The sequence below is a fragment of the Kitasatospora sp. MAA19 genome (assembly GCF_029894125.1).
Classification (GTDB): Bacteria; Actinomycetota; Actinomycetes; order Streptomycetales; family Streptomycetaceae; genus Kitasatospora.
The window spans coordinates 1-19,217 of record NZ_JARXYZ010000056.1; the positions used below are offsets into that span (position 1 = coordinate 1).

The 19,217-nt window shown below is 75.6% G+C and carries 11 protein-coding genes, 2 tRNA genes and 1 pseudogene; 9 read left to right on the forward strand and 5 right to left on the reverse strand.

The genetic code is table 11. From position 1 onward, the window contains the following. Window positions 1-232: 232 nt before the first annotated feature. Together P3T27_RS39310 and P3T27_RS39315 are read right to left on the reverse strand one after the other, a co-directional pair. Window positions 233-1,492, reverse strand: a pseudogene (locus P3T27_RS39310) (SpoIIE family protein phosphatase); the annotation flags it as partial. Window positions 1,493-1,661: 169 nt separating this feature from the next. Then, entirely contained in the window at window positions 1,662-3,053 is a 1,392-nt protein-coding gene (locus tag P3T27_RS39315; RefSeq protein WP_348534204.1) for an FAD-dependent oxidoreductase, read from the reverse strand. Between the two features lie 518 nt (window positions 3,054-3,571). Between P3T27_RS39315 and P3T27_RS39320 the strand changes: the two genes are divergently transcribed. Together P3T27_RS39320 and P3T27_RS39325 are read left to right on the forward strand one after the other, a co-directional pair. After that, window positions 3,572-4,435 (forward strand): helix-turn-helix domain-containing protein, encoded by an 864-nt coding sequence (locus tag P3T27_RS39320; RefSeq protein ID WP_280686154.1) that lies wholly within the window; start codon window positions 3,572-3,574, stop codon window positions 4,433-4,435. 351 nt (window positions 4,436-4,786) lie between these two features. Further along, window positions 4,787-7,066 carry a sigma-70 family RNA polymerase sigma factor gene (locus tag P3T27_RS39325; RefSeq protein WP_348534203.1) on the forward strand — a complete coding sequence of 760 codons (2,280 nt, stop codon included), beginning with the start codon at window positions 4,787-4,789 and terminating at the stop codon, window positions 7,064-7,066. Window positions 7,067-7,192: 126 nt separating this feature from the next. Here P3T27_RS39325 and P3T27_RS39330 read toward each other — a convergent pair whose 3' ends face one another. The 3 genes from P3T27_RS39330 to P3T27_RS39340 form a co-directional block, all read right to left on the reverse strand. Then, a complete protein-coding gene (locus tag P3T27_RS39330; protein ID WP_280686156.1) occupies window positions 7,193-7,897 on the reverse strand; it encodes a DsbA family oxidoreductase in 705 nt (234 codons plus the stop codon). Window positions 7,898-8,031: 134 nt separating this feature from the next. Next, window positions 8,032-8,553, reverse strand: coding sequence for a universal stress protein (locus P3T27_RS39335; RefSeq protein ID WP_280686157.1), 522 nt, complete (start codon window positions 8,551-8,553; stop codon window positions 8,032-8,034). A 218-nt stretch (window positions 8,554-8,771) separates the two neighbouring features. Then, window positions 8,772-10,931: an asparagine synthase-related protein gene (locus P3T27_RS39340; protein ID WP_280686158.1), complete on the reverse strand. Its 2,160-nt coding sequence runs from the start codon at window positions 10,929-10,931 to the stop codon at window positions 8,772-8,774. Window positions 10,932-11,814: 883 nt separating this feature from the next. Here P3T27_RS39340 and P3T27_RS39345 point away from each other — a divergent pair. The 7 genes from P3T27_RS39345 to P3T27_RS39375 all read left to right on the forward strand — a co-directional run bounded on the left by P3T27_RS39345 (window position 11,815) and on the right by P3T27_RS39375 (window position 19,140). Then, window positions 11,815-13,242 (forward strand): MFS transporter, encoded by a 1,428-nt coding sequence (locus tag P3T27_RS39345; RefSeq protein WP_280686159.1) that lies wholly within the window; start codon window positions 11,815-11,817, stop codon window positions 13,240-13,242. 72 nt (window positions 13,243-13,314) lie between these two features. After that, window positions 13,315-13,376, forward strand: a tRNA-Ser gene (locus P3T27_RS39350). A gap of 420 nt (window positions 13,377-13,796) precedes the next feature. Next, window positions 13,797-15,374, forward strand: coding sequence for a TROVE domain-containing protein (locus tag P3T27_RS39355; RefSeq protein ID WP_280686160.1), 1,578 nt, complete (start codon window positions 13,797-13,799; stop codon window positions 15,372-15,374). A 102-nt stretch (window positions 15,375-15,476) separates the two neighbouring features. Continuing rightward, window positions 15,477-16,712: an L-2-hydroxyglutarate oxidase gene (gene lhgO / locus P3T27_RS39360; RefSeq protein ID WP_280686162.1), complete on the forward strand. Its 1,236-nt coding sequence runs from the start codon at window positions 15,477-15,479 to the stop codon at window positions 16,710-16,712. Between the two features lie 55 nt (window positions 16,713-16,767). Next, window positions 16,768-17,598, forward strand: coding sequence for a tRNA (guanosine(46)-N7)-methyltransferase TrmB (gene trmB / locus P3T27_RS39365; RefSeq protein WP_280686163.1), 831 nt, complete (start codon window positions 16,768-16,770; stop codon window positions 17,596-17,598). Window positions 17,599-17,714: 116 nt separating this feature from the next. Beyond that, entirely contained in the window at window positions 17,715-19,016 is a 1,302-nt protein-coding gene (locus P3T27_RS39370; protein WP_280686164.1) for a PrsW family intramembrane metalloprotease, read from the forward strand. Window positions 19,017-19,066: 50 nt separating this feature from the next. Beyond that, window positions 19,067-19,140: transfer RNA gene (locus P3T27_RS39375), tRNA-Met, on the forward strand. Window positions 19,141-19,217: the final 77 nt, after the last annotated feature.

Consider the following 19,217-nt stretch of genomic DNA (forward strand, 5'->3'; position numbering starts at 1 on the left):
CCGCAACCCAATAAAACGAGCACGCCGAATAAGAACCGAGACGCGACAAGACGCGACCCAGCCCGAACCGGGAAGTGGTGTTTCGAAGGATTGGCTACCTCGGGACCGTCCGCGCAAACACGTGTCCGGTGCTCCCTGCCAGGCAGCTCGAAGAACACTAGACCTCGGGGGCGACCGAGTCAAGCGCCGATTCCGCCTCGGTGACGCCCTCCTCCGCCGGCAGGTGGAAGGCCAGGACGGCGACGTCGTCGTCGTGCTCGGACGTCACGCCCATCGCCCGCAGCAGGCGGGCGCAGATCACCTCCGGGGCCCCGATGGCGCCGGTGAGGGTGCGGGCGAGAAGGTCGAGGCCCTGGTCGATGTCCTCGTCGCGGCGCTCGACCAGGCCGTCCGTATAGAGGACGCCGGTGGTCCCGGGCAGCAGGCGCAGGGTGTGCGAGACGTGCAGGCCGTCACCGGTGCCGAGCGGGGGGCCGTTCTGCTCCTCGCTGCGTAGGACCGTTCCGTCGGGGCAGCGCAGCAGCATGGGGAGGTGCCCGGCGGAGGCGTAGGAGAGGGTGCGGCGCTGCGGGTCCCAGACGGCGTAGGTGCAGGTGGCGATCTGGTTGGCGTCGATCTCCATGGCGAGGCCGTCGAGCAGGCGCATCACCTCGTGCGGGGGCAGGTCGAGGCGGGCGTAGGCGCGGACGGCGGTACGCAGCTGGCCCATGACGGCGGCGGCGCGCAGGCCGCGGCCCATCACGTCGCCGATGACGAGTGCGGTTCGGCCGCCGTCGATGGCGATGACGTCGTACCAGTCGCCGCCGACGGCCGCCTCGGCGCCGCCGGGCTGGTAGGTGGCGGCGACCCGGAGGTCGGCCGGCTGGTCGAGCTTCTGCGGGAGGAGGCTGCGCTGGAGGGTGACGGCGGCCTCGCGCTGGCGGCGTTCCGCCTCGCGGAGCCGGGCGGCGGCGAGGACCTGGTCGGTGACCTCGGCGGCGAAGATCAGGACGCCGGCGGGCGGCCCCTCGGCGGGGGTGTCCCCGGTGTCGCCGGGGCCGAGCGGGACGCAGGAGACGTTGTAGTAGCGGTTACCGGTGAGGCCGAGGATGCAGCGGGCCTTGACGCTGCGCGGGCGGCCGCCGCGGATGACCTGGTCCATCAGGGGCAGGACGCCCATGGTCCCGAGTTCGGGGAGGGCTTCGGCGGCCGGCAGACCGGTGGTGCGGTCGCCGAAGAGTTCGCGGTAGGCGCGGTTCGTGTAGCCGAGCTGGTGGAGCGGGCCGTAGGTGACGGCCACCGGAGCGGGGATGCGGTTGAGGACCTCGCGCAGGTTCTGGGGTTTGTGCGGGTCGAACAGTTCGGCGGCGGTGGCGAGGCTGGTGGGGTCGCGGGGGCTGGGGACGACGACGCCGTCGGCGGAGGGCGCGCCCTCGTCGGTGCCGGCCCCGATCGGCGGGGCGGCACGCCAAGGGACTCCGGTGAGCCGGGCGCTCCAGCGCATGAGGTTCAAACGACGGCCGCTTCCTCGTTTTCCAGGCATATCATCACTTTTTGTGTGCACATCAGCACACGGGGTAATGACTAGGGTGGGCTGATCCTGTCAGGCAAGGGCCCGATTCCGGAAGTCGCCCGCCCGGCGTGGCCGTCCGATCCGCCCCGGTTCGTAGCACCGGGGGCACTCACCGCGGGGCCTCCGGCCCTCCGTCGGGCGGCAGGCCGAGCCCGGTCCCGGACTCCGGACGCGGGTGCCCCGCCGCCCCCAGCGAGACCACCTCGCGGGAGAACAGGCCGCCCAGCACCCAGTCCATCAGCACCCGCACCCGGCGCTCCGCGCTCGGCAGCCGCCGCAGGTGCCGGGCCCGGTGCAGCCACCAGGCCCGCCGCCCGGTGATCCGGCGACCGCGCCGGGTGTGGGCGACGGCCCGGCGCAGGCCCAGCGAGGTCGAGCAGGCGGCGTGCCCCGGCCGGTACTCGGCGAGGTCCGGGGAGTGCGGTCCGTAGTCCAGGGCGACCGCGATGTTCCGGGCGAGCAGTTCGGCCTGCGCGAAGGCGTGCTGGGCGTTGGGCGCGCAGGGCGCCCCGTCCGTGTTCGGGTCCGGTACGGCCGCACCGTCGCCGGCCGCCCAGACCCCGGGCAGCGCGCGCCCGTCCGGGCCGACGGCCTGCAGGGTGGCGAGGCAGCGGACCCGGCCGAGGGTGTCCAGCGGCAGGTCGGTGTCGCGCAGCAGCGGGGACGGGCGGACCCCTGCCGTCCAGACCAGGGTGCGGGCGCCGAAGCGGCTGCCGTCGGAGAGGGCGACGACCCGGCCGGCGACGGACGCCAGGGTGGTGCGCAGCCGGATGTCGACGCCGCGTTCGCGGAGTTGGCCGAGGGTGTGTTCGGCGAGCTCCGGCGACTCCTCGGCCAGGATCCGCTCGGTGGCCTCGACCAGGACCCAGCGCAGGTCCTCGGTGCCGACGTTGTGGTAGCCGCGCACCGCGGACCGGGTCATGTCCTCCAGTTCGGCGAGCGCGCCGACGCCCGCGTAGCCGGCGCCGACGAAGACGAAGGTGAGCGCGGACTGGCGCAGGGCCGGGTCGCGGGTGGCGGAGGCGAGGTCGAGTTGCTCCAGGACGTGGTTGCGCAGGCCCACGGCCTCACCGACGGTGGAGAAGCCGAGGCCGTGCTCGGCCAGGCCCGGCACCGGAGCCGTCCGGGAGACCGAGCCGGGCGCCACCACCAGGACGTCGTAGGGGAGTTCGATCGGCGCGGGGGTCTCGCCGGGGTTCGCCGCGTCGGCGAAGGCGCGACGGGCGGCGTGCTCGATCCGGGTGATCCGGGCGGTCAGCACCCGGCAGTCCGGCAGGGCGCGGCGGAGTGGCACCACCACGTGCCGGGGGTCGATCGATCCGGCCGCGACCTCGGCCAGCAGCGGGTGGTAGGTGAAGTAGGCCTGGGGCTCGACGACGGTGATCTCCACCTCGCCGCGTCGCAGCCGTTCCCGCAGGCCGCGCTGGAGGTGCAGCGCGGTGGCCATACCGGCGCAGCCTCCGCCGGCGATCAGGATTCTGATGGTGCACCTCCAGCCGATCGACGCTTCGTCCCGGCCTCGCGGCCGGGGGTGTCCCCCCTCACGCCCCCCTATGAAGGACCGGCAGGGGTGGTCTTGTCCACAGTCCGTACCGCGCCGGATGGGACGGGAGTCGACCGGTGTGGCCAGTTGTGCTGCCCGGGCTACTTTCTGACGGACTTTCGGACACGAAGAGCCGTGAACTATGGTCGGATTGTGTGCCGGAGCGGCCACCGCCATGACAATCGGCGGCGACGCACCGTGGAGCGGCCACTACGGCCAGTTCCAGCGTTGGCTCGACAACCCGACTGCGGGACAGTCATCCGGGGAAGGGTAGTTCCCGGACAAGGCCCCGGACGGTGCCGACGCGCCGAGCCGGACGCGAACCGGCGCGGAGGCACGAACCGTGGTCACGGAACCGGACGGGCGGCACGAGCGATGGATCATCAGGTCATGTCTGACGGGCTGAGCTGCACCGGGGGGTGCAGGGGCGGGCGACGACAGGGTCCGGGTTCGGGCGCCTGCGGGGGAGAGTTGGGATGATGGAGCAGGAGCAGGTGTTGGGGCGGGCGGGAGCACCGCACGCCGGCCAGGGCATGGTGCCGGAACAGCGCGGCCCGGTGGACCTGCCGCCGCAGTCCGGGGCGGCCTACCCCGGCGTCCCCTACCGGGCGGAGCCGCCACAGGCCGCCGCGCCCGTCCCCGGGGCCCGGCTACGGGTGGATGCCCGGCGGAATCTGGAAAGCGTGCTGCGGGCCGCCCGCGAGGTGTTCGGCGAGTTCGGCTACGGCGCGCCGATGGAGGAGGTCGCGCGCCGGGCCGGGGTCGGCGTCGGGACGGTCTACCGGCGCTTCCCGAGCAAGGAGGTGCTGGTCCAGCGGATCGCCGCCGAGGAGGTGGCGTGGCTGACCGCACAGGCGCGGGAGTCGCTGTACGGCGGCGGCGGTGCCTGGGAGGCGCTGGCCGGCTACCTGGCCCGGGCGGTCGGCACCGGCGCCGGGCGGCTGCTGCCGCCGGAGGCGTTCCGGTACGCGGAGGAGCTCGGACGGGTGCCCGAACAGCGGGTGCCCGAGCCGGCCGCCGTCCGGTTCGACCTGCGCGGTGAGGACGCCCAGGGCGGTGCCGGCGTCGAGCCGTCGGCGGCCGACGCGGATCCCCGGCTGCTGCTGCAGCTGCTGGCCGCCCTGGTGGCCCGGGCCGGCGCGGCGGGTGAACTGCGGCCGGGCGTCACGGTGTCGGACGTCGTGCTGGTGCTGACCGCCTCGGTGCCGGTGCACGCGGCCCGCACCGTGCCGGCGACGGCCGGGTTCTCGGCCGGTGTCCCGCAGGCGGAGGGGCAGCCGTCCGCCGGGCCCTCGGACCGGTTGCTGGCGATACTGCTGGACGGTCTGCGGGCGCGCTGACGCTCCACCGCCGGGGCGGCCGCCGCGCTCGGTGGGAACACGTGGCGGGAACGGGACTTGGACGGGAGACCGGCGCGCGTACCAGGCACGCGCGCCGGGTGCGGGCGGCACGCAACCTGCTGCCGTGTGCTGGGCGAACACATCCGCGACGGCCCCTCGGAAGAGTGGGTCCCGGCCGGTCCGGCTACCGCCCGTCCCTGCGCTATGCCATCCTTTGCCCGTGGTTGGAGCCAATGTCCCGATGCGCGCCCTTCGCGCGCCGTCGGCGCCGTACAGCGGGGAACCGTGCGCCTACGCACTCCCGCGCGCCCTGCCACACTACGGGGGCTGTCGTGGAATCTGGGGTCCGTTGTGAGCGCCGAGGAACAGAACGACTACGGGTACGGCCTCGACTTCGGCCCGTCCGGAGGCCTGGCCGGGGGAACCGGGGGACTGGCCGGTGGAGCCGGCGGGCTGTCCGGTGGAGCCGGCGGGCTGTCCGGCGGCCTGACCGGCGGTGCGCCTGACGGTCCTGCCATGGCCTCCGGCGGCCCCTCCCAAGTACCCGGCGCCGCACCGGGTTCGGCCACCGGCCCGACCGCCGGACACGTCCCCGACCAGGCCGGCATGCCCAGCCGCGAGTCCCTCTCCGCCTCCGACGCCGCGCTGCCCCCCGGGCGGGTGCCCGGTCAGGCCCCGGCGGGCCGGGGCGGCGTCGCCCCCGAGGCGTTCGTCGGCGACCGCCGCCCGGTCCGCCCCACCGTGCCCGCCCCCGCCGACCCGGTCGACGGCGAGCGCCCGCCCTCCGACGCCGAGTTGACCGCCCTGGTCCGGGCCGGCGACGACAGCGCGTACGAGGAGATCTACCGTCGGCACGCCGACTCGGTGCGCCGCTACGCCCGCACCTGCTGCCGCGACAGCTTCACCGCCGAGGACCTCGCCGGCGAGGTCTTCGCCCGCACCCTGCAGGCCCTGCGGGCGGGCAAGGGCCCGGAGTTCGCCGTCCGCGCCTACCTGCTGACCGCCGTCCGCAACGTCGCCGCCGCCTGGACCCGCAGCGAACGGCGCGAGCAACTCGTCGACGACTTCAGCGTGTTCGCCCAGACCTCGGCCGCCGTCGTCGACCTCGACCTGGCCGACCCGGGCGCCGACGCCTGGGCGATGGCCATGGCCGACCAGCGCATGGTCATGCAGGCCTACGCCGAACTGCCCGAGGACGACCGGGTGGTGCTCTGGCACACCGAGGTCGAGCGGGAGTCCCCGAAGACCGTCGCCGTGATGCTCGGCAAGACCGCCAACGCCACCGCCGTCCAGGCCCATCGGGCCCGCGACCGACTCGCCGCCGCCTTCCTGCAGGCGCACGTCTCCGGCAGCCAGGACAGCACCTGCGAGTCGTACGCCAACCGGCTCGGCGCGTACGCACGCGGGTCGCTGCGCAAGCGGGCCTCGGCGGAGGTCGGACGGCATCTCAAGGAGTGCGACCGCTGCACGGCCGCCTGCCTCGAACTCACCGAGATCAACACCGGCCTGCGCGCGCTGCTGCCCGGCGGCGTGCTCGTCTGGATCGGGGTCGGCGGGTTCAGCGCGGCCGCGGCCGCCGTCGGCGGCGTCGCCGCGGTCGGCGGTGCGGCCGCGGGCACCGCGGCGGCCACCTCCGGGACCGCAGGTGCCGGTGCCGCGGGCGCGGGCGCGGCCGGTGCCGGCGCCGTGGCCGGTGAGGGCCTGGGCACCGCGGCCAAGGCCGGAATCACCACCGCCATCGCGGTGGCTGCGGCCGCCGTCGCCGCTTACGCGCTCACCGGCTCGCCCGAACCCAAGCCCCCGGCGGCCGCTCCCCCGGCCACCAGTGCCCCGGCCGTGCCCAGCCCGCAGGCCCCCGCCCCCGTGCCGCCCACCCCGGCCCCTGCTCCCGCCCCCGCCGCGGCGGCCCCGGCGCCGCCCGCGCCGAGCCCCAGCGCGAAGCCCGCGGCCCAGCCGACGCACGCCCCGACGGCCACCCCGACCACGCCGAAGGCCGCGCCGCCGGTCACCTCGGGCCCGCCGGCACCCAAGCCGACCCCCACGTCGCCGGCCCCGGTCGTCCCCGTCGTGCCGACGCCCACGGTGCCGCCGGTGCCCACACCCGAGCCGCCGGTCGTCCCCACGCCGACCACGCCGCCGGTGCCCACCCCGACGATCACCCCGCCGTCGCCGCCCGCGCCCACCGACTTCTGGGCCGACTCGCTGCCCGTGGTCAAGCCCGGCAACAATCGGGTGCCGCCGCCCGGGCCCAGCATCCGGCAGAAGGGCAGCGACTGGTTCTGGCAGCACGACAGCGCCTGGATCGGCGGCGAGCGCCACCCGCACGCCATCACCGTGCGCGCCCCGGCGACCACCCTGATCGACCTCAACCGCAGCTGCACGTCCTTCGACGCGGTCGCCGGGGTCGACGACGCCACGCTCACGCCCGGCGGTGTGGTCTTCTCCGTCCAGAGCGGCGACGGCAGCACGCTGTGGCGCTCCCACCCGCTCGCCGCCGGGGACGACGCGGTGCCGGTGCACGTGCCGCTGGCCGGACAGAAGTCCATCCGGCTGGTGGTCACCCCGGTGCACGGGATCTGGTCGGCGCTCAACGTGGCGGACTGGGCCGAGGCCCGCTTCAGGTGCTCCTGAAGCGGGCCTCGGCGGGGGCTGTGCGCGGGGTCGGCGGCTGATCGCGCGGGGTTCAGCCGCGTGCGGTCCGATCGCGCGCGGACTGATCGCGAGGGGCCAGATGGCTAGCGGTCAGATGGCTAGGGGTCAGATGGCGCAGGAGCCGTCCGCACAGGCCTCCCCCGCCGGGGCGACCTCGACCGGGGCCGGTCGGCGCTCGCCTATCTCGGCGGCGACCTGCTCCAGCACCTTGCGGAAGGTCTCGGCCTCCTGGCCGCCCTGCACCGCCCACTTGCCCTCGAACACGAACGTGGGCACGGCGGTGATCCCCAGTTCCCGGGCCTCCGCCAGCTGCGCGCGGACCTCGGCGACGCCCTCGTCGCCCGCCAGGTAGGCGGTCACCCGCTCCCGGTCCAGGCCGGCGGCCACCGCGACGTCGGTCAGCGCGGCTCGGTCGCCGACGTCGACGCCGTCGGTGAAGTGCGCCTTCAGCAGCGCCTCCTTCAGCCGCCCCTGGACGGCCGGACCGTACTCGACCTCGGCGAGGTGCAGCAGGCGGTGGCCCAGGAAGGTGTTGGCGTGCAGCGCGGCGTCGAAGTCGTACGCGATGCCCTCGGAGCGGCCCAGCTCGGTCACCCGTGCGTCCATCGCCACCGACTGCGGACCGTAGCGGTCGGCCAGCCAGGCGCGGTGCGGGCTCGCCGTCGCCGGCGCGTCCGGGACCAGCTGGTACGGCCGGTAGACCACCTCGACGCCCTCCTTGCCCGGGAAGTCCTCCAGGGCCTGCTCGAAGCGGCGCTTACCGATGTAGCACCAGGGGCAGGCGATGTCGGACCAGATCTCGACCTTCATGCGGGGCACTCCAGGGGATGGGGACGGGACGGGTGTCGGATTAGGTGAACGGTGAACCATCTCGGTACATTCCCGACACCCCGGCCATCCCGGCCATCCCGGGTCGAGCCCGGGTCATCCCCGGTCAGCTCTGGTCAGCCCGCCGCGGGCGCCGGGACCACCAGCACCGGGCACACCGCGTGGTGCACCGCCGCCGAACTCACCGAACCCAGCAGCAGCCGCGCGAACCCCCCGTTCCCGCGCGTGCCGACCACCAGCGTGTGCTGCCGGGTCGAGGCCTCCAACAGCACCTCGATCACGTTCCCCAGCACCACGTGCAGCGACAGCTCCCCCGCGTACGGCCGGGCCCGCTGCCCCTGTACGGCCGCCACGGCCCGGCGCAGCCCGTCCGCCATGCTCTCCACCAGCGTCTCCACGCTCTCCCGCACCAGCTCCGCCATCCCCGGCGGATAGCCGGCCGGGGCCGGATTCACCACGGCCAGCACATACAGCGGCAGGCCGAACAACTCCGCCTCGGTCATCGCCCGGTCCAGCGCCCACAGCGACCCGTCCGACCCGTCGCAGCCCGCCAGCACCCCCGGCGGGCGCCCCGTCGGTGGCTGCCCCAGCACCGACAGCACGACGGGAACGGACTGCTCCGGGCTCACGCTGGCCACCACGGCCCTCCTCACCGACGGACTCACTGCCCGCCATCATCACCCGCCCCCGCCCCCAAGCCCCCGCCGGGCCGACCCGGGCGCGCCGCAGGGGACGGGAGGAGGCGGGTGGAGGGGGTGAGCCGGCCAGGGCGAGCCCGGCCCACAGACGCCGCGGCGGCGGGCCGGGTGCGGCGAAGCCGGGCCAGCCGACCCGCAAAGGCCCCGGCGGGCAGGGGTCAAGCCGGGTGAACGGGAGCAAGGGCGGGAGGTTGGGCCAGGGGGAGTCCGGTCCAGCAGGCGCCGTGGCGGCGGGCGCGGATGCGGCGGAGCCAGAGTTCGGTGGAGACCAGGTCGGCGAGGCCGGCGAGGGCCACCGGGGAGAGCGGGGTGGCGGGGTCGGCGAGGCCGGCGCGGACGGCGGGGAGGTCGATGAGGCCGGCTTCGGCGAGGAGGGGGGCGTCGAAGAGTTCGGCGAGGCCGTCGGCGGCCAGGCGCAGGCCCGCCCGGGCGGGAGCGGTGCGGTCGGGGCGGGGGCCGCGGCCCCAGTCGGGGGGCAGGTCGGTACGGCCGGCGCCGGTGAGGACGGCGTGCAGGAGGGCATGCCGGGCGCCGGGCTGGAGGCGGACGTCGTCGGGGAGCAGGCGGGCGGCGCGGACCACCTGGTTGTCGAGGAACGGCGCGTGCAGCCGCTGGCCGGGCTGTTCGGCGGCGTGGACGAGGGTGCGGTACGAGCGCGCGTGCCGGTAGAGGGCGTGCCGGGCCCGGTGTGCGCCTGGGTGTTCGTCGGGCGCCGGTCTGCGCGCCGCCAGCCGCAGCCGGAGGGCGACGGCGGAGAGCGCCTCGTCGGAGAGCCAGCGGGCGGCCGGCCCGGGAACGCACCAGGCGAGGTCACCGGCCGAGCGGTCGCCCGCCGTGCCACCGTCGCCCGGGGCGTGCCGGGCCGTCAGCTTGGCGGCGGCGTCGTCCAGCGCCTCGGCGTACCGGACCCGGGACAGCCGGTGGGCGGCCCGGAGCACGGTGAGCGGGGTGCGCAGTGCGCCGGCCAGCACGCCCGCGACGGCCCGGTCGGCGCCGGCCAGCGCCGCGACCGGGGGCAGCAGTTCGCGCGGGCGGCCGGCCCGGATGAGGTCGGCGAGCCGGGCCGGATGCCCGTCGAGGACCTGGCGGGCGCCGTAGCCGGTGAGGTGGTCGGTGCCGCCGGCGTCGAAGCGGGCCTCGGCGCGGGCGGCGGCGACGAGTTCGGGGCCGGGCTCGTCGGTGAGCCGACCGGCGGGCGCGTCGGGGCGCAGTCCGGCGTACGGGAGGGTCTCGGGGCCGGGGTCGAGCACGGTGTGCCGCAGTCGGGGGGTGTCGGGGGCGAGCGCGAGGGTGGTCGGGGCTTCGGTCTCGCCGAGCGTGACGGCGGCCAACTGCTCGGGGGCGGAGGGTCCCTGGGCGGCTGCGCGGGCCCAGGAGCCCTTGACCGCGCCGTTCCTGGCCCCGGCGCCGATGGCCGGCGGTTGCTCCGGGGCGGCGCTCGCGGGCACCGGCGGCAGCGGTACGGCGGCGGCGAGCAGGGCGACGGTGGCGGAGGCGGTGCCGTAGGAGAGGTCGACGCCGAGCCGGGCACGGCCGACCGGACCGGGCCCCCCGACGGGCGCGGCGGGCCCGCTGGTGCGGATCCGGGAGCGGACGGACTCCAGCAGCGCGCGGGTGAGTTCGCGGACGGCGGGCGCCTCGTCGCGCGGCTGCTCGCGGACGGCGGGGTCGTCGTAGGCGGAGAGGTACGGGTGGCCGCCGCGGATGGCGAGCACGTGGCCGGGCGGCACCCGCTGGACGCCCAGGTACGGGGTGCCGGAGCCGAGCGCCTCGGGCGATTCGGGGCAGGCGAGCCGGGCGGCGAGGTGGCCGGTGTCCAGCGGGGCGCCGACCAGGTCGGCGAGCGGGAGGGCGGCGGTGGCGTACGCGGTGCCACCGGCCCAAGGCGTGTGGAAGACCGGTTGGGCGCCGGCCAGGTCGGTGAGCAGCAGGGTGGAGCGGGTGCCGGTGCGCAGCACGACGGTGTAGCTGCCGGGCCAGGCGGTGAGGTGGCGGACGGCGCCGCCACGGGCGACCGCGAGGCCGGCGGCGAGTTCGGCGTCGGTGGCACCGCAGTGGCCGAGGACGGCGAGGCGCAGGGTGGCGGGGGTGTCCTCGACCGGGTCGGGGGCGGTGGGGCCGGTGGTGACCGCGGCGGGGGCGCCGGGGCGGAGGGTGGCGAGGCGGATCTCCTCGGGTCGCCAGTCGCCGACGGCCCAGAGCGGGTTGGGGCCGGCCCACAGGGGGCGTGCGGCGATCGGCGCGACCGTGCCGAGTGCCTCGTGCGCCGGCGTGCCCGCCCGGGGTGTGCCCGTGCTCCAGCCCGTCAGCCACCGCATCGCGCCTCCACCGGACGAGGACCTGCACCCGTGCGGCGTGTCCGCGCCGCCGGGCGGCTCCTCGCCGGTCTACGGCGTGCCGTGGCGACCGCCCCGCGTACCGGCGCGCCGTCAGGAGACATCGTGCCACCGGTTGGCGCTCCCGTGGCCGGTGTTGTCGGTTCCGGTTCCACTCCCGGTTCTGGTCCCGCTTCCGGTTCCGACCTCGCTCCCGGTTCTGGTCCCGCTTCCGGTTCCGGCCTCGCTCCCGGTTCTGGTCCCGCTTCCGGTTCCGGCCCGCTTCCGGCCTCGTTCTCGTAGCCGGTCCCGCTCCCGCTGCCGGCTCTGCCGCCGCTCCCGGTTCCGTCGCCGATCCCGGTTCGGCCACCGGGTGTTGACGTGTCCGCGCGCTCCGCAGGGCGGGCCGGGCCTCCCCCTCCCCGGCCCGGACCGCCCCCCGCGCCGCCTTTGGCATGGGCATCGCGAGATGGCCGAAAGACGTCGCTCGGCCCGGGAGGGCATCCGCATGCCCTCCCGGACTCAGCCCGCCGCCCGCGGGGATTGAGGCGGCGGTATCCCCCGGCCCGCCGGGTCCTCGACGGCGGGCCGACCCACGACCACCAGCGAATCGCCGACCAGCCGGTGGGGCCAGGGGGCACGGCCGGGCGCACGTGAACACGGGACCGGAGCACGACGCTCCGGCGCGCGGTACCCCCGACCCGTACCGAGTGGTCCAAACCAACCCCGGCGGGGACCCGGCGCCGCACCGCCTGGTGCGCGATCCCGCCATCCGGAATGCAGCCTCTTAACCGTCGGAACGCGTCCGACTACTCTAGGTACAGCAGCTACGGCCCGGTGCCGCCCGGGCCCCGCGCACAAGGCCGCAGGAGGTGCCGCCGCCACCATGACCGTCAGCCCACGAGGACCGAACGAACGGCTCGGCACGCTCCTGACCCTCGCCCAGATCAGCAACGCCGGACTGGCCCGCCGGGTCAACGACCTCGGCGCCCAACGCGGGCTGACCCTGCGGTACGACAAGACCTCGGTGGCCCGCTGGGTCAGCAAGGGCATGGTCCCGCAGGGGCCCGTCCCGCACCTGATCGCCACCGCGATCGGCGGCAAGCTCGGCCGCCCGGTGCCGCTGGAGGAGATCGGCCTCGGCGACACCGACCCGGCCCCCGAACTCGGCCTGGCCTTCCCGCGCGACGTCGCCGAGGCGGTCCGCTCCGCCACCGACCTGTGGCGGGTCGACCTCGACCTGCGCCGCGGACCCGGCGGCGGCCGCTGGAGCGACAGCCTGGCCGGCACCTTCTCGGTCGCGGCCTACGCGACGCCCGTCTCCCGCTGGCTGATCACCCCGGCGGACGGTTCGGTCGCCCGCGAGGCACCGCGCGCCCCGAGCGAGTCCTCCTCCTACCGGGTCGGCCACTCGGACGCCGCCAAGCTCCGCGAGGCCGCCCAGGAGGCCCGCCGCTGGGACTCCAAGTACGGTGGCGGGGACTGGCGTTCGTCGATGGTGCCGGAGTGCCTGCGGGTGGAGGCGGCCCCACTGCTGCTGGCCTCGTACAGCGACACCGTCGGCCGGGCGCTGTTCGGCGCGACCGCCGAACTGACCCGGCTCGCCGGGTGGATGGCCTTCGACACCGGGCAGCACGAGGCCGCCCAGCGCTACTACATCCAGGCCCTGCGGCTCGCCCGGGCCGCCGCCGACGTGCCGCTCGGCGGCTACGTGCTCGCCTCGATGAGCCTGCAGGCGGGCTACCGGGGCTTCGCCGAGGAGGCGGTGGACCTCGCCCAGGCCGCCCTGGAGCGCAACCGGGGCCTGGCGACCGCCCGGACGATGAGCTTCTTCCACCTGGTCGAGGCACGGGCCCAGGCCAAGGCCCGTAACGCGGCGGCGTGCGCGACGGCGCTCGGCGCGGCGGAGAGCGCGCTCGAACGCGCACGCGCCGGGGATCCCGATCCGGCGTGGATCGACTTCTACGCCTACGACCGGCTCGCCGCCGACGCCGCCGAGTGCTTCCGCGACCTCGGAGTGCCCTCCAAGGTCCGGCAGTTCACCCGCGAGGCGCTGGCCAAACCCACCGAGGGCTACGTCCGCTCGCACGGCCTGCGGCTGGTGGTCTCGGCGATGGCCGAGGCCGAGGCGGGCAACCTGGACGCCGCGGTCGCCGCCGGCGAGCGCGCCGTCGAGGTGGCCGGCCGGATCTCCTCGCAACGCAGCCGGGAGTACGTGGTGGAGATGTTGCGCCGCCTGGAACCGTTCCAGGGCGAGCGCCGCGTCCGGGAGTTGACCGAACGGGCCCGCGCGGTGATCGTCGCCCCGGCATGACCCGTGCCGCCTGACGGTAATTCGGATGCACCGGCGGGAGAGGCCTCGCTATGGTCTCTCTCGTCCAGGTGCGCAGGCAGAGGTTACTTCCACTCTTAATGGGCGTGTCGCGGGTTCGAGTCCCGCCGCCGGTACTCGCCGGTGTAGCTCAGTTGGCAGAGCAGCTATGTCACCTCAGCCGCCTTCGATCTCTGGACACCCATACGTGAATAGGAATTCCGCACCTCCCGGTGCGACGGCAGCGGTTACTTCTTGGTGAGGCGCCCATAGTGGCGCTGCGGTTCGAACCCGCGAAACACCGCGGCCACCTTTGATCTCGGGAGGCAGTGCGCCGGTGTGCCCGGTGCGCAGGCGGGGGTTACTTCTGGTTCTTGCGGTTCCGGGTTCGAGTCCCGGGCGTGCCGTGCGCGAGTGCGGCCGCTAGCTCAATGGGTAGAGCACAAGACTGTGCACCTCCGCCGACGTCGGCCGCCGGGTCGGCACGATCTCGGGCACCCCGCGTTCCGCCTTGCCTCCCTCCCGCTTCGACACCAGCAGGCCAGGGGGGCTTCGCCATGTCTCGATTCAACAGCCGCAAGGCCAAGGCCGGTTCGACCTCGCCCGTGGCCACCACCGGCCGGCGCACGGTCAACCACAACGGCGGCCCCGGCTTCGTCCGGGACCGCAAGTCCGAACTCTTCCTGCTGGCGATCGCCAACATGGTCGGCCAGGACACCTTCTACGAGCGCGGCGGCGACCGCGACGACCGCTACACCGCGCTGGTGCGCGAACTCGCCGTCGCCGAGCCGGAGTGGACCCTCGGGCTGCTGCGCTGGCTGCGCCACGGCGCCCAGCTGCGGACCGCCGCGCTGGTCGGCGCCGCCGAGTTCACCCGGGCCCGGCTGGACGCCGGCGCCCACGGCTACTCCCGGCAGGCCGTCGACGCGGTGCTGCAGCGCCCGGACGAGCCCGGCGAGCTGCTCGCGTACTGGACCTCGCGCTACGGCCGGGCGCTGCCCAAGCCGGTCAAGCGCGGCGTCGCGGACGCCGTCCGTCGGCTCTACCACGCCCGTTCGCTGCTCAAGTACGACACCGCCGGCAAGGGCTACCGCTTCGGCGACGTCCTGGAGTTGACACACCCCGCGCCGGATCCGGCGAAGCCGTGGCAGGGCGCGCTGTTCGCGTACGCGCTGGACCGCCGGCACCGGCCGGAGGAGGCCGTCCCGCCCGTGTCCGACCGGCTGCTGACCGCCAACCGGGAGCTGCTCGCGCTGCCCGTCGGCGAGCGTCGGGCGGCCGTGACCGAGCCCGGCGGCGCCGAGCGGCTGGCCGCGGCCGGGCTGACCTGGGAAGCGCTGGCCGGCTGGCTGCAGGGCCCGCTGGACGCGGCCGTCTGGGAGGCGGTCATCCCGTCGATGGGCCCGATGGCGCTGGTGCGCAACCTGCGCAACTTCGACCAGGCCGGGGTGTCGGACGCGGTCGCGGCCGAGGTGGCCCGGCGGATCGCCGACCCGGACGAGGTGCGGCGCTCGCGCCAGTTCCCGTTCCGCTACCTGGCCGCGCACCGGCACGCGCCGTCGCTGCGCTGGGGGCACGCACTGGAGACCGCACTCTCCCACTCGCTCGCCAACGTGCCCACGCTGCCCGGCCGGACACTGATCCTGGTGGACCGCTCCGGCTCGATGTTCGACCGGCCCAGCGCGCAGAGCCAGCTCAACCGGGCCGACTCGGCGGCGATCTTCGGCACCGCGCTGAAGATCCGGGCCGCCGACGCCGACCTGGTCGAGTTCGGCACCACCAGCCGGGTTCTGCAGGTCGGCCGGGGAGAGGCGGTGCTGCGAGTGCTGGAGCGCTTCTCCGACCTCGGCGGCACCAACACCGCCGAGGCCGTCCGCGCGCACTTCCGCGGCCACGACCGGGTGGTGATCGTCACCGACGAGCAGACCGGCCCGGGCCACTGGGGCGGCGACCCGCTCGCCGCCGTACCGGCCCACGTGCCCGTCTACACCTGGAACCTGGCCGGCTACGCGCCCGGCCACGGCCCGAGCGGCGTCGCCAACCGGCACACCTTCGGCGGTCTGAGCGACGCCGCGTTCCGGCTGGTCCCGCTGCTGGAAGCAGGGCGCGACACCGCCTGGCCCTGGCAGGCGTAGCCCCCGGGGCCGCCACCGCCCGGCCCCGGCGCCCTCGACCGACTCCGCCCGTCGTGGCAGCATCGGCGGCGGGGGAGCCGGGCGGACTGCGAGGAGCGGGCGGTGGCGTACGACTTCGACGTGCTGGTGGTGGGCGGCGGGATCGTCGGCCTGGCCACCGCGTACGCGCTGACCCGGACCCGGCCGGGGCTGCGGCTCGCGGTGCTGGAGAAGGAACCCGGCTTCGCCGCCCACCAGACCGGGCGCAACAGCGGGGTGATCCACAGCGGCGTGTACTACCGGCCGGGCTCGTACAAGGCCCGGTACGCGGTGGCGGGCGCCGCCGAGCTGGTGGCGTTCTGCCGCGAGCAGGGCGTCCCGTACGAGGTCACCGGCAAGCTGATCGTGGCCACCGGCGCGGAGGAGCTGCCCCGGCTGGCGGCGCTGGCCGAGCGCGGGCGGGCGAACGGCATCCCGGTCACGGAGGTGGACCGGGCCGGGATCGCCCGGTACGAGCCGCAGGTCACCGGGGTGGCCGGGCTGCACGTCGGCACCACCGGAATCTGCGACTTCCCGGCCGTCGCCACCGCCTACGCCCGGCTGGCCCGGGAGGCCGGCGCGGAGCTTCGGCTCGGCAGCGAGCTGCGGGCGGTGGCCCGGCGGGCGGACGGCGTGACGGTGCAGACCTCCACCGGGGAGCTGCGCTGCCGGGTGCTGGTGAACTGCGCCGGGCTGCACAGTGACCGGATCGCCCGGCTGGCCGGGGACGAGCCCGGCGTGCGGATCGTGCCGTTCCGCGGCGAGTACTACGAACTGACCGAGAGGCGCCGGGACTTGGTGCGCGGCCTGGTCTACCCGGTGCCCGACCCGGCCTTCCCGTTCCTCGGCGTGCACCTGACCCGGGGCGTCCACGGGGACGTGCACGTCGGCCCGAACGCGGTCCCCGCGCTGGCCCGCGAGGGCTACGACTGGCGCACCGTACGCCCGCGCGACCTGGCCGGGACGCTGGCCTTCCCCGGCGCCTGGCGGATCGCCCGGCGGCACTGGCGGTACGAGGTCGGCGAGTTGCACCGCTCGCTGTCCAAACGGGCGTTCACCGCCGCCGTGCGGCGGCTGCTGCCCGCCGTCACCGCCGAGGACCTGGTGCCGGCCGGCGCCGGGGTCCGGGCCCAGGCGGTCGCCCGGGACGGCTCGCTGCTGGACGACTTCGCCTTCGCCGGCTTCGACCCGGCGGACCCGCGTTCCCCGCGCCGCACGGTGCACGTGCTGAACGCCCCGTCCCCCGCCGCGACGGCCTCGCTGCCGATCGGCCGCGAGGTGGCCCGCCGGACGCTGGCCGCGCTGGAAGCCGGCGGATGAGCCCGGTCACAGCACCTTCGGGCGGCGCCCGGTGGCCCCGTAGACTCGGGTGATTGTGACTGCCACCGCCCCGATCCCCCAGCCCTCGCCGTCCGCCCGGCTGTCCGCCGCGCCGGCCGGCTACCCCGCGCCGATGTACCCGCACAAGGCCACCGAGGCCCAGCACCGCGAGCGGCGCATCCGCAGCTTCCAGCCGCGCCGGGGCCGGATGACCAACGCCCAGGCGGGTGCCCTGGACCGGGGCTGGGAGACCTACGGCATACCGATCGACGGCAGCCCGCTCGACCTGCGGGAGCTGTTCGGCGAGCTGCCGGTCACCCTGGAGATCGGCTTCGGCATGGGCGAGACCACGGCCACGATGGCCGCCGCCGACCCGGCCACCGGCATCCTCGCCGCCGACGTCCACACCCCCGGCCACGGCAACCTGCTCGGCCTGCTGGAGCGCGACGGCTCGCGGAACGTGCGGCTGGCCGCCGGCGACGCCGTGATCCTGCTGCGCGACATGCTGCCGGACGCCTCGCTGGCCGGCCTGCGGGTCTACTTCGCCGACCCGTGGCCCAAGCCCAAGCACCACAAGCGGCGGCTGGTCCAGCCGTCCTTCCTGGACCTCGTGCTGCCCCGGCTCGCCCCCGGCGCCCTGGTGCACTGCGCGACCGACTGGGAGCCGTACGCGGAGCAGATGCTGACCGTGCTGTCCGCCTCGCCGGAGCTGGAGAACCTGCACCCCGAGGGTGACGGCAGCGGCTGGCTGGAGCCCGCGGACCACCCGGACGGCAGCATCCCCGGCTACGCGCCGCGACCGGCCTGGCGTCCGGTCACCAAGTTCGAGCGGGCCGGGCTGGCCAAGGGCCACGTCGTCCACGACCTGCTGTTCCGCCGCCGCTGAGCCGCCGACGACGGTTCGAACAGGCCGCCCCACGATGACCGGACGGTCCTGCCCCGGGGAGACGGTTCGTCCCGAGTCCTCCCGACGGACGGGTGCGGTGGCCTACCCTGTGCCGCATGGGCAGCCCGGCCGGCGGCGGGTCCCGGGCCACCGTCCAGGCCGCCGCTGACGTACCGGAGACGGTCCCGCGCACCGGCGACACCCGGACCATCCCGGGGCCCCGGAGGCGCCGGGTCCACCGCCTCGTGCCCTGGCCTGGCGCCACGTCACCACCGCCGGCCGTGACCGCGGCGCCGGCCCGACCCGGCCGCTCGGTGGCGGTCTCCTCGGTCACCGCCACCGCCGTGCTGACCCTGGTCGGCTGCGGGGTGCTGATCCTGCACCTGGTCCAGCGGCAGACCGGCACCGTCGGGCTGCTGGTCGGCATCGGCCTGGCGATGGTGCCGCTGCCGTTCGTGCTCGGCGCCCTGGCCTGGCTCAACCTGACCGCCCGGGTGCCACTGCGGCACACCGTGTTCTGCCTCGGCTGGGGTGCCTGCGCGGCCACCACCGTCGCCATCGTCGCCAACAACTGGACCGCCAGCTACCTGACCTCGCACCAGGGCCCGCTCGGCGAACTGCTGGGCGCCGGCATCGCCACCCCGATGATCGAGGAGACCGCCAAGGCCACCGCCCTGCTGGTGCTGCTGCTGCCGCTCGGCCAGCGGCTGCGCTGCCACGGCCGCCGCACCGGCCGCCCCTGCGCACCGCTGCTGCGCCAGCTCCCGGCCCCCCGCCGTCCCCGGACGTACGCCCGCCGGCCGACCGGTCCGCACGCCCGTGACCGGCTGCGGTTGCGCCCGTACCTGCGTCCGCTGCCGTACCTGTGCCCGGCCCCGCCGTCCGGCGGCGGCCCGCACCGCCGCTCCCGGCCGCGCACCCTGACCGCCGGCGTGGTGCTCGGCGGGATGACCGCCTGCGGCTTCGCCTTCACCGAGAACGCCCTCTACCTGGGCCGGGCGTTCACCAGCGACCAGCGGCAGCGGCTGGACAGCATCGGCCTCGGCGATCCGCCCAGCCTGCGCGACTTCGACAGCACCGTGCAGACCTTCGTGCTGCGCGCCCTGCTCTCCCCCTTCGCGCACCCACTGTTCACCGCGCTCACCGGAATCGGCCTGGCCGTCGCCCTGACCACCGGGCGGCGCTGGCTGGCCCGGCTGGCCGCGCCGACCGGGCTGCTGCTGGCGATGGCGCTGCACGGCACCTGGAACGCCGCCGCCGACCTGGGCACGGACGGCTTCCTGGTCGTCTACGGGGCGCTGATGGTGCCCTGCTTCGCCGCGCTGGTCTGCTTCGCCGCCTGGGCCAGAACCCGGTCCGTCCGGCACACCGCCCGGCGCGGGAGACGGGCCGCCGAGCGTTCCGCCGTGGTGGCCTGAAGAACCGATTTCCCATCTCGGCGACTTCCCCGTATTGTTGTGTTCACCGACGCGGGGTGGAGCAGCTCGGTAGCTCGCTGGGCTCATAACCCAGAGGTCGCAGGTTCAAATCCTGTCCCCGCTACTCAGTAGCCAAAGGGCCCGGAGGATTCGTCCTCCGGGCCCTTTGCGTTCCCCCGGGACCGGGACCGGGGACGGCAC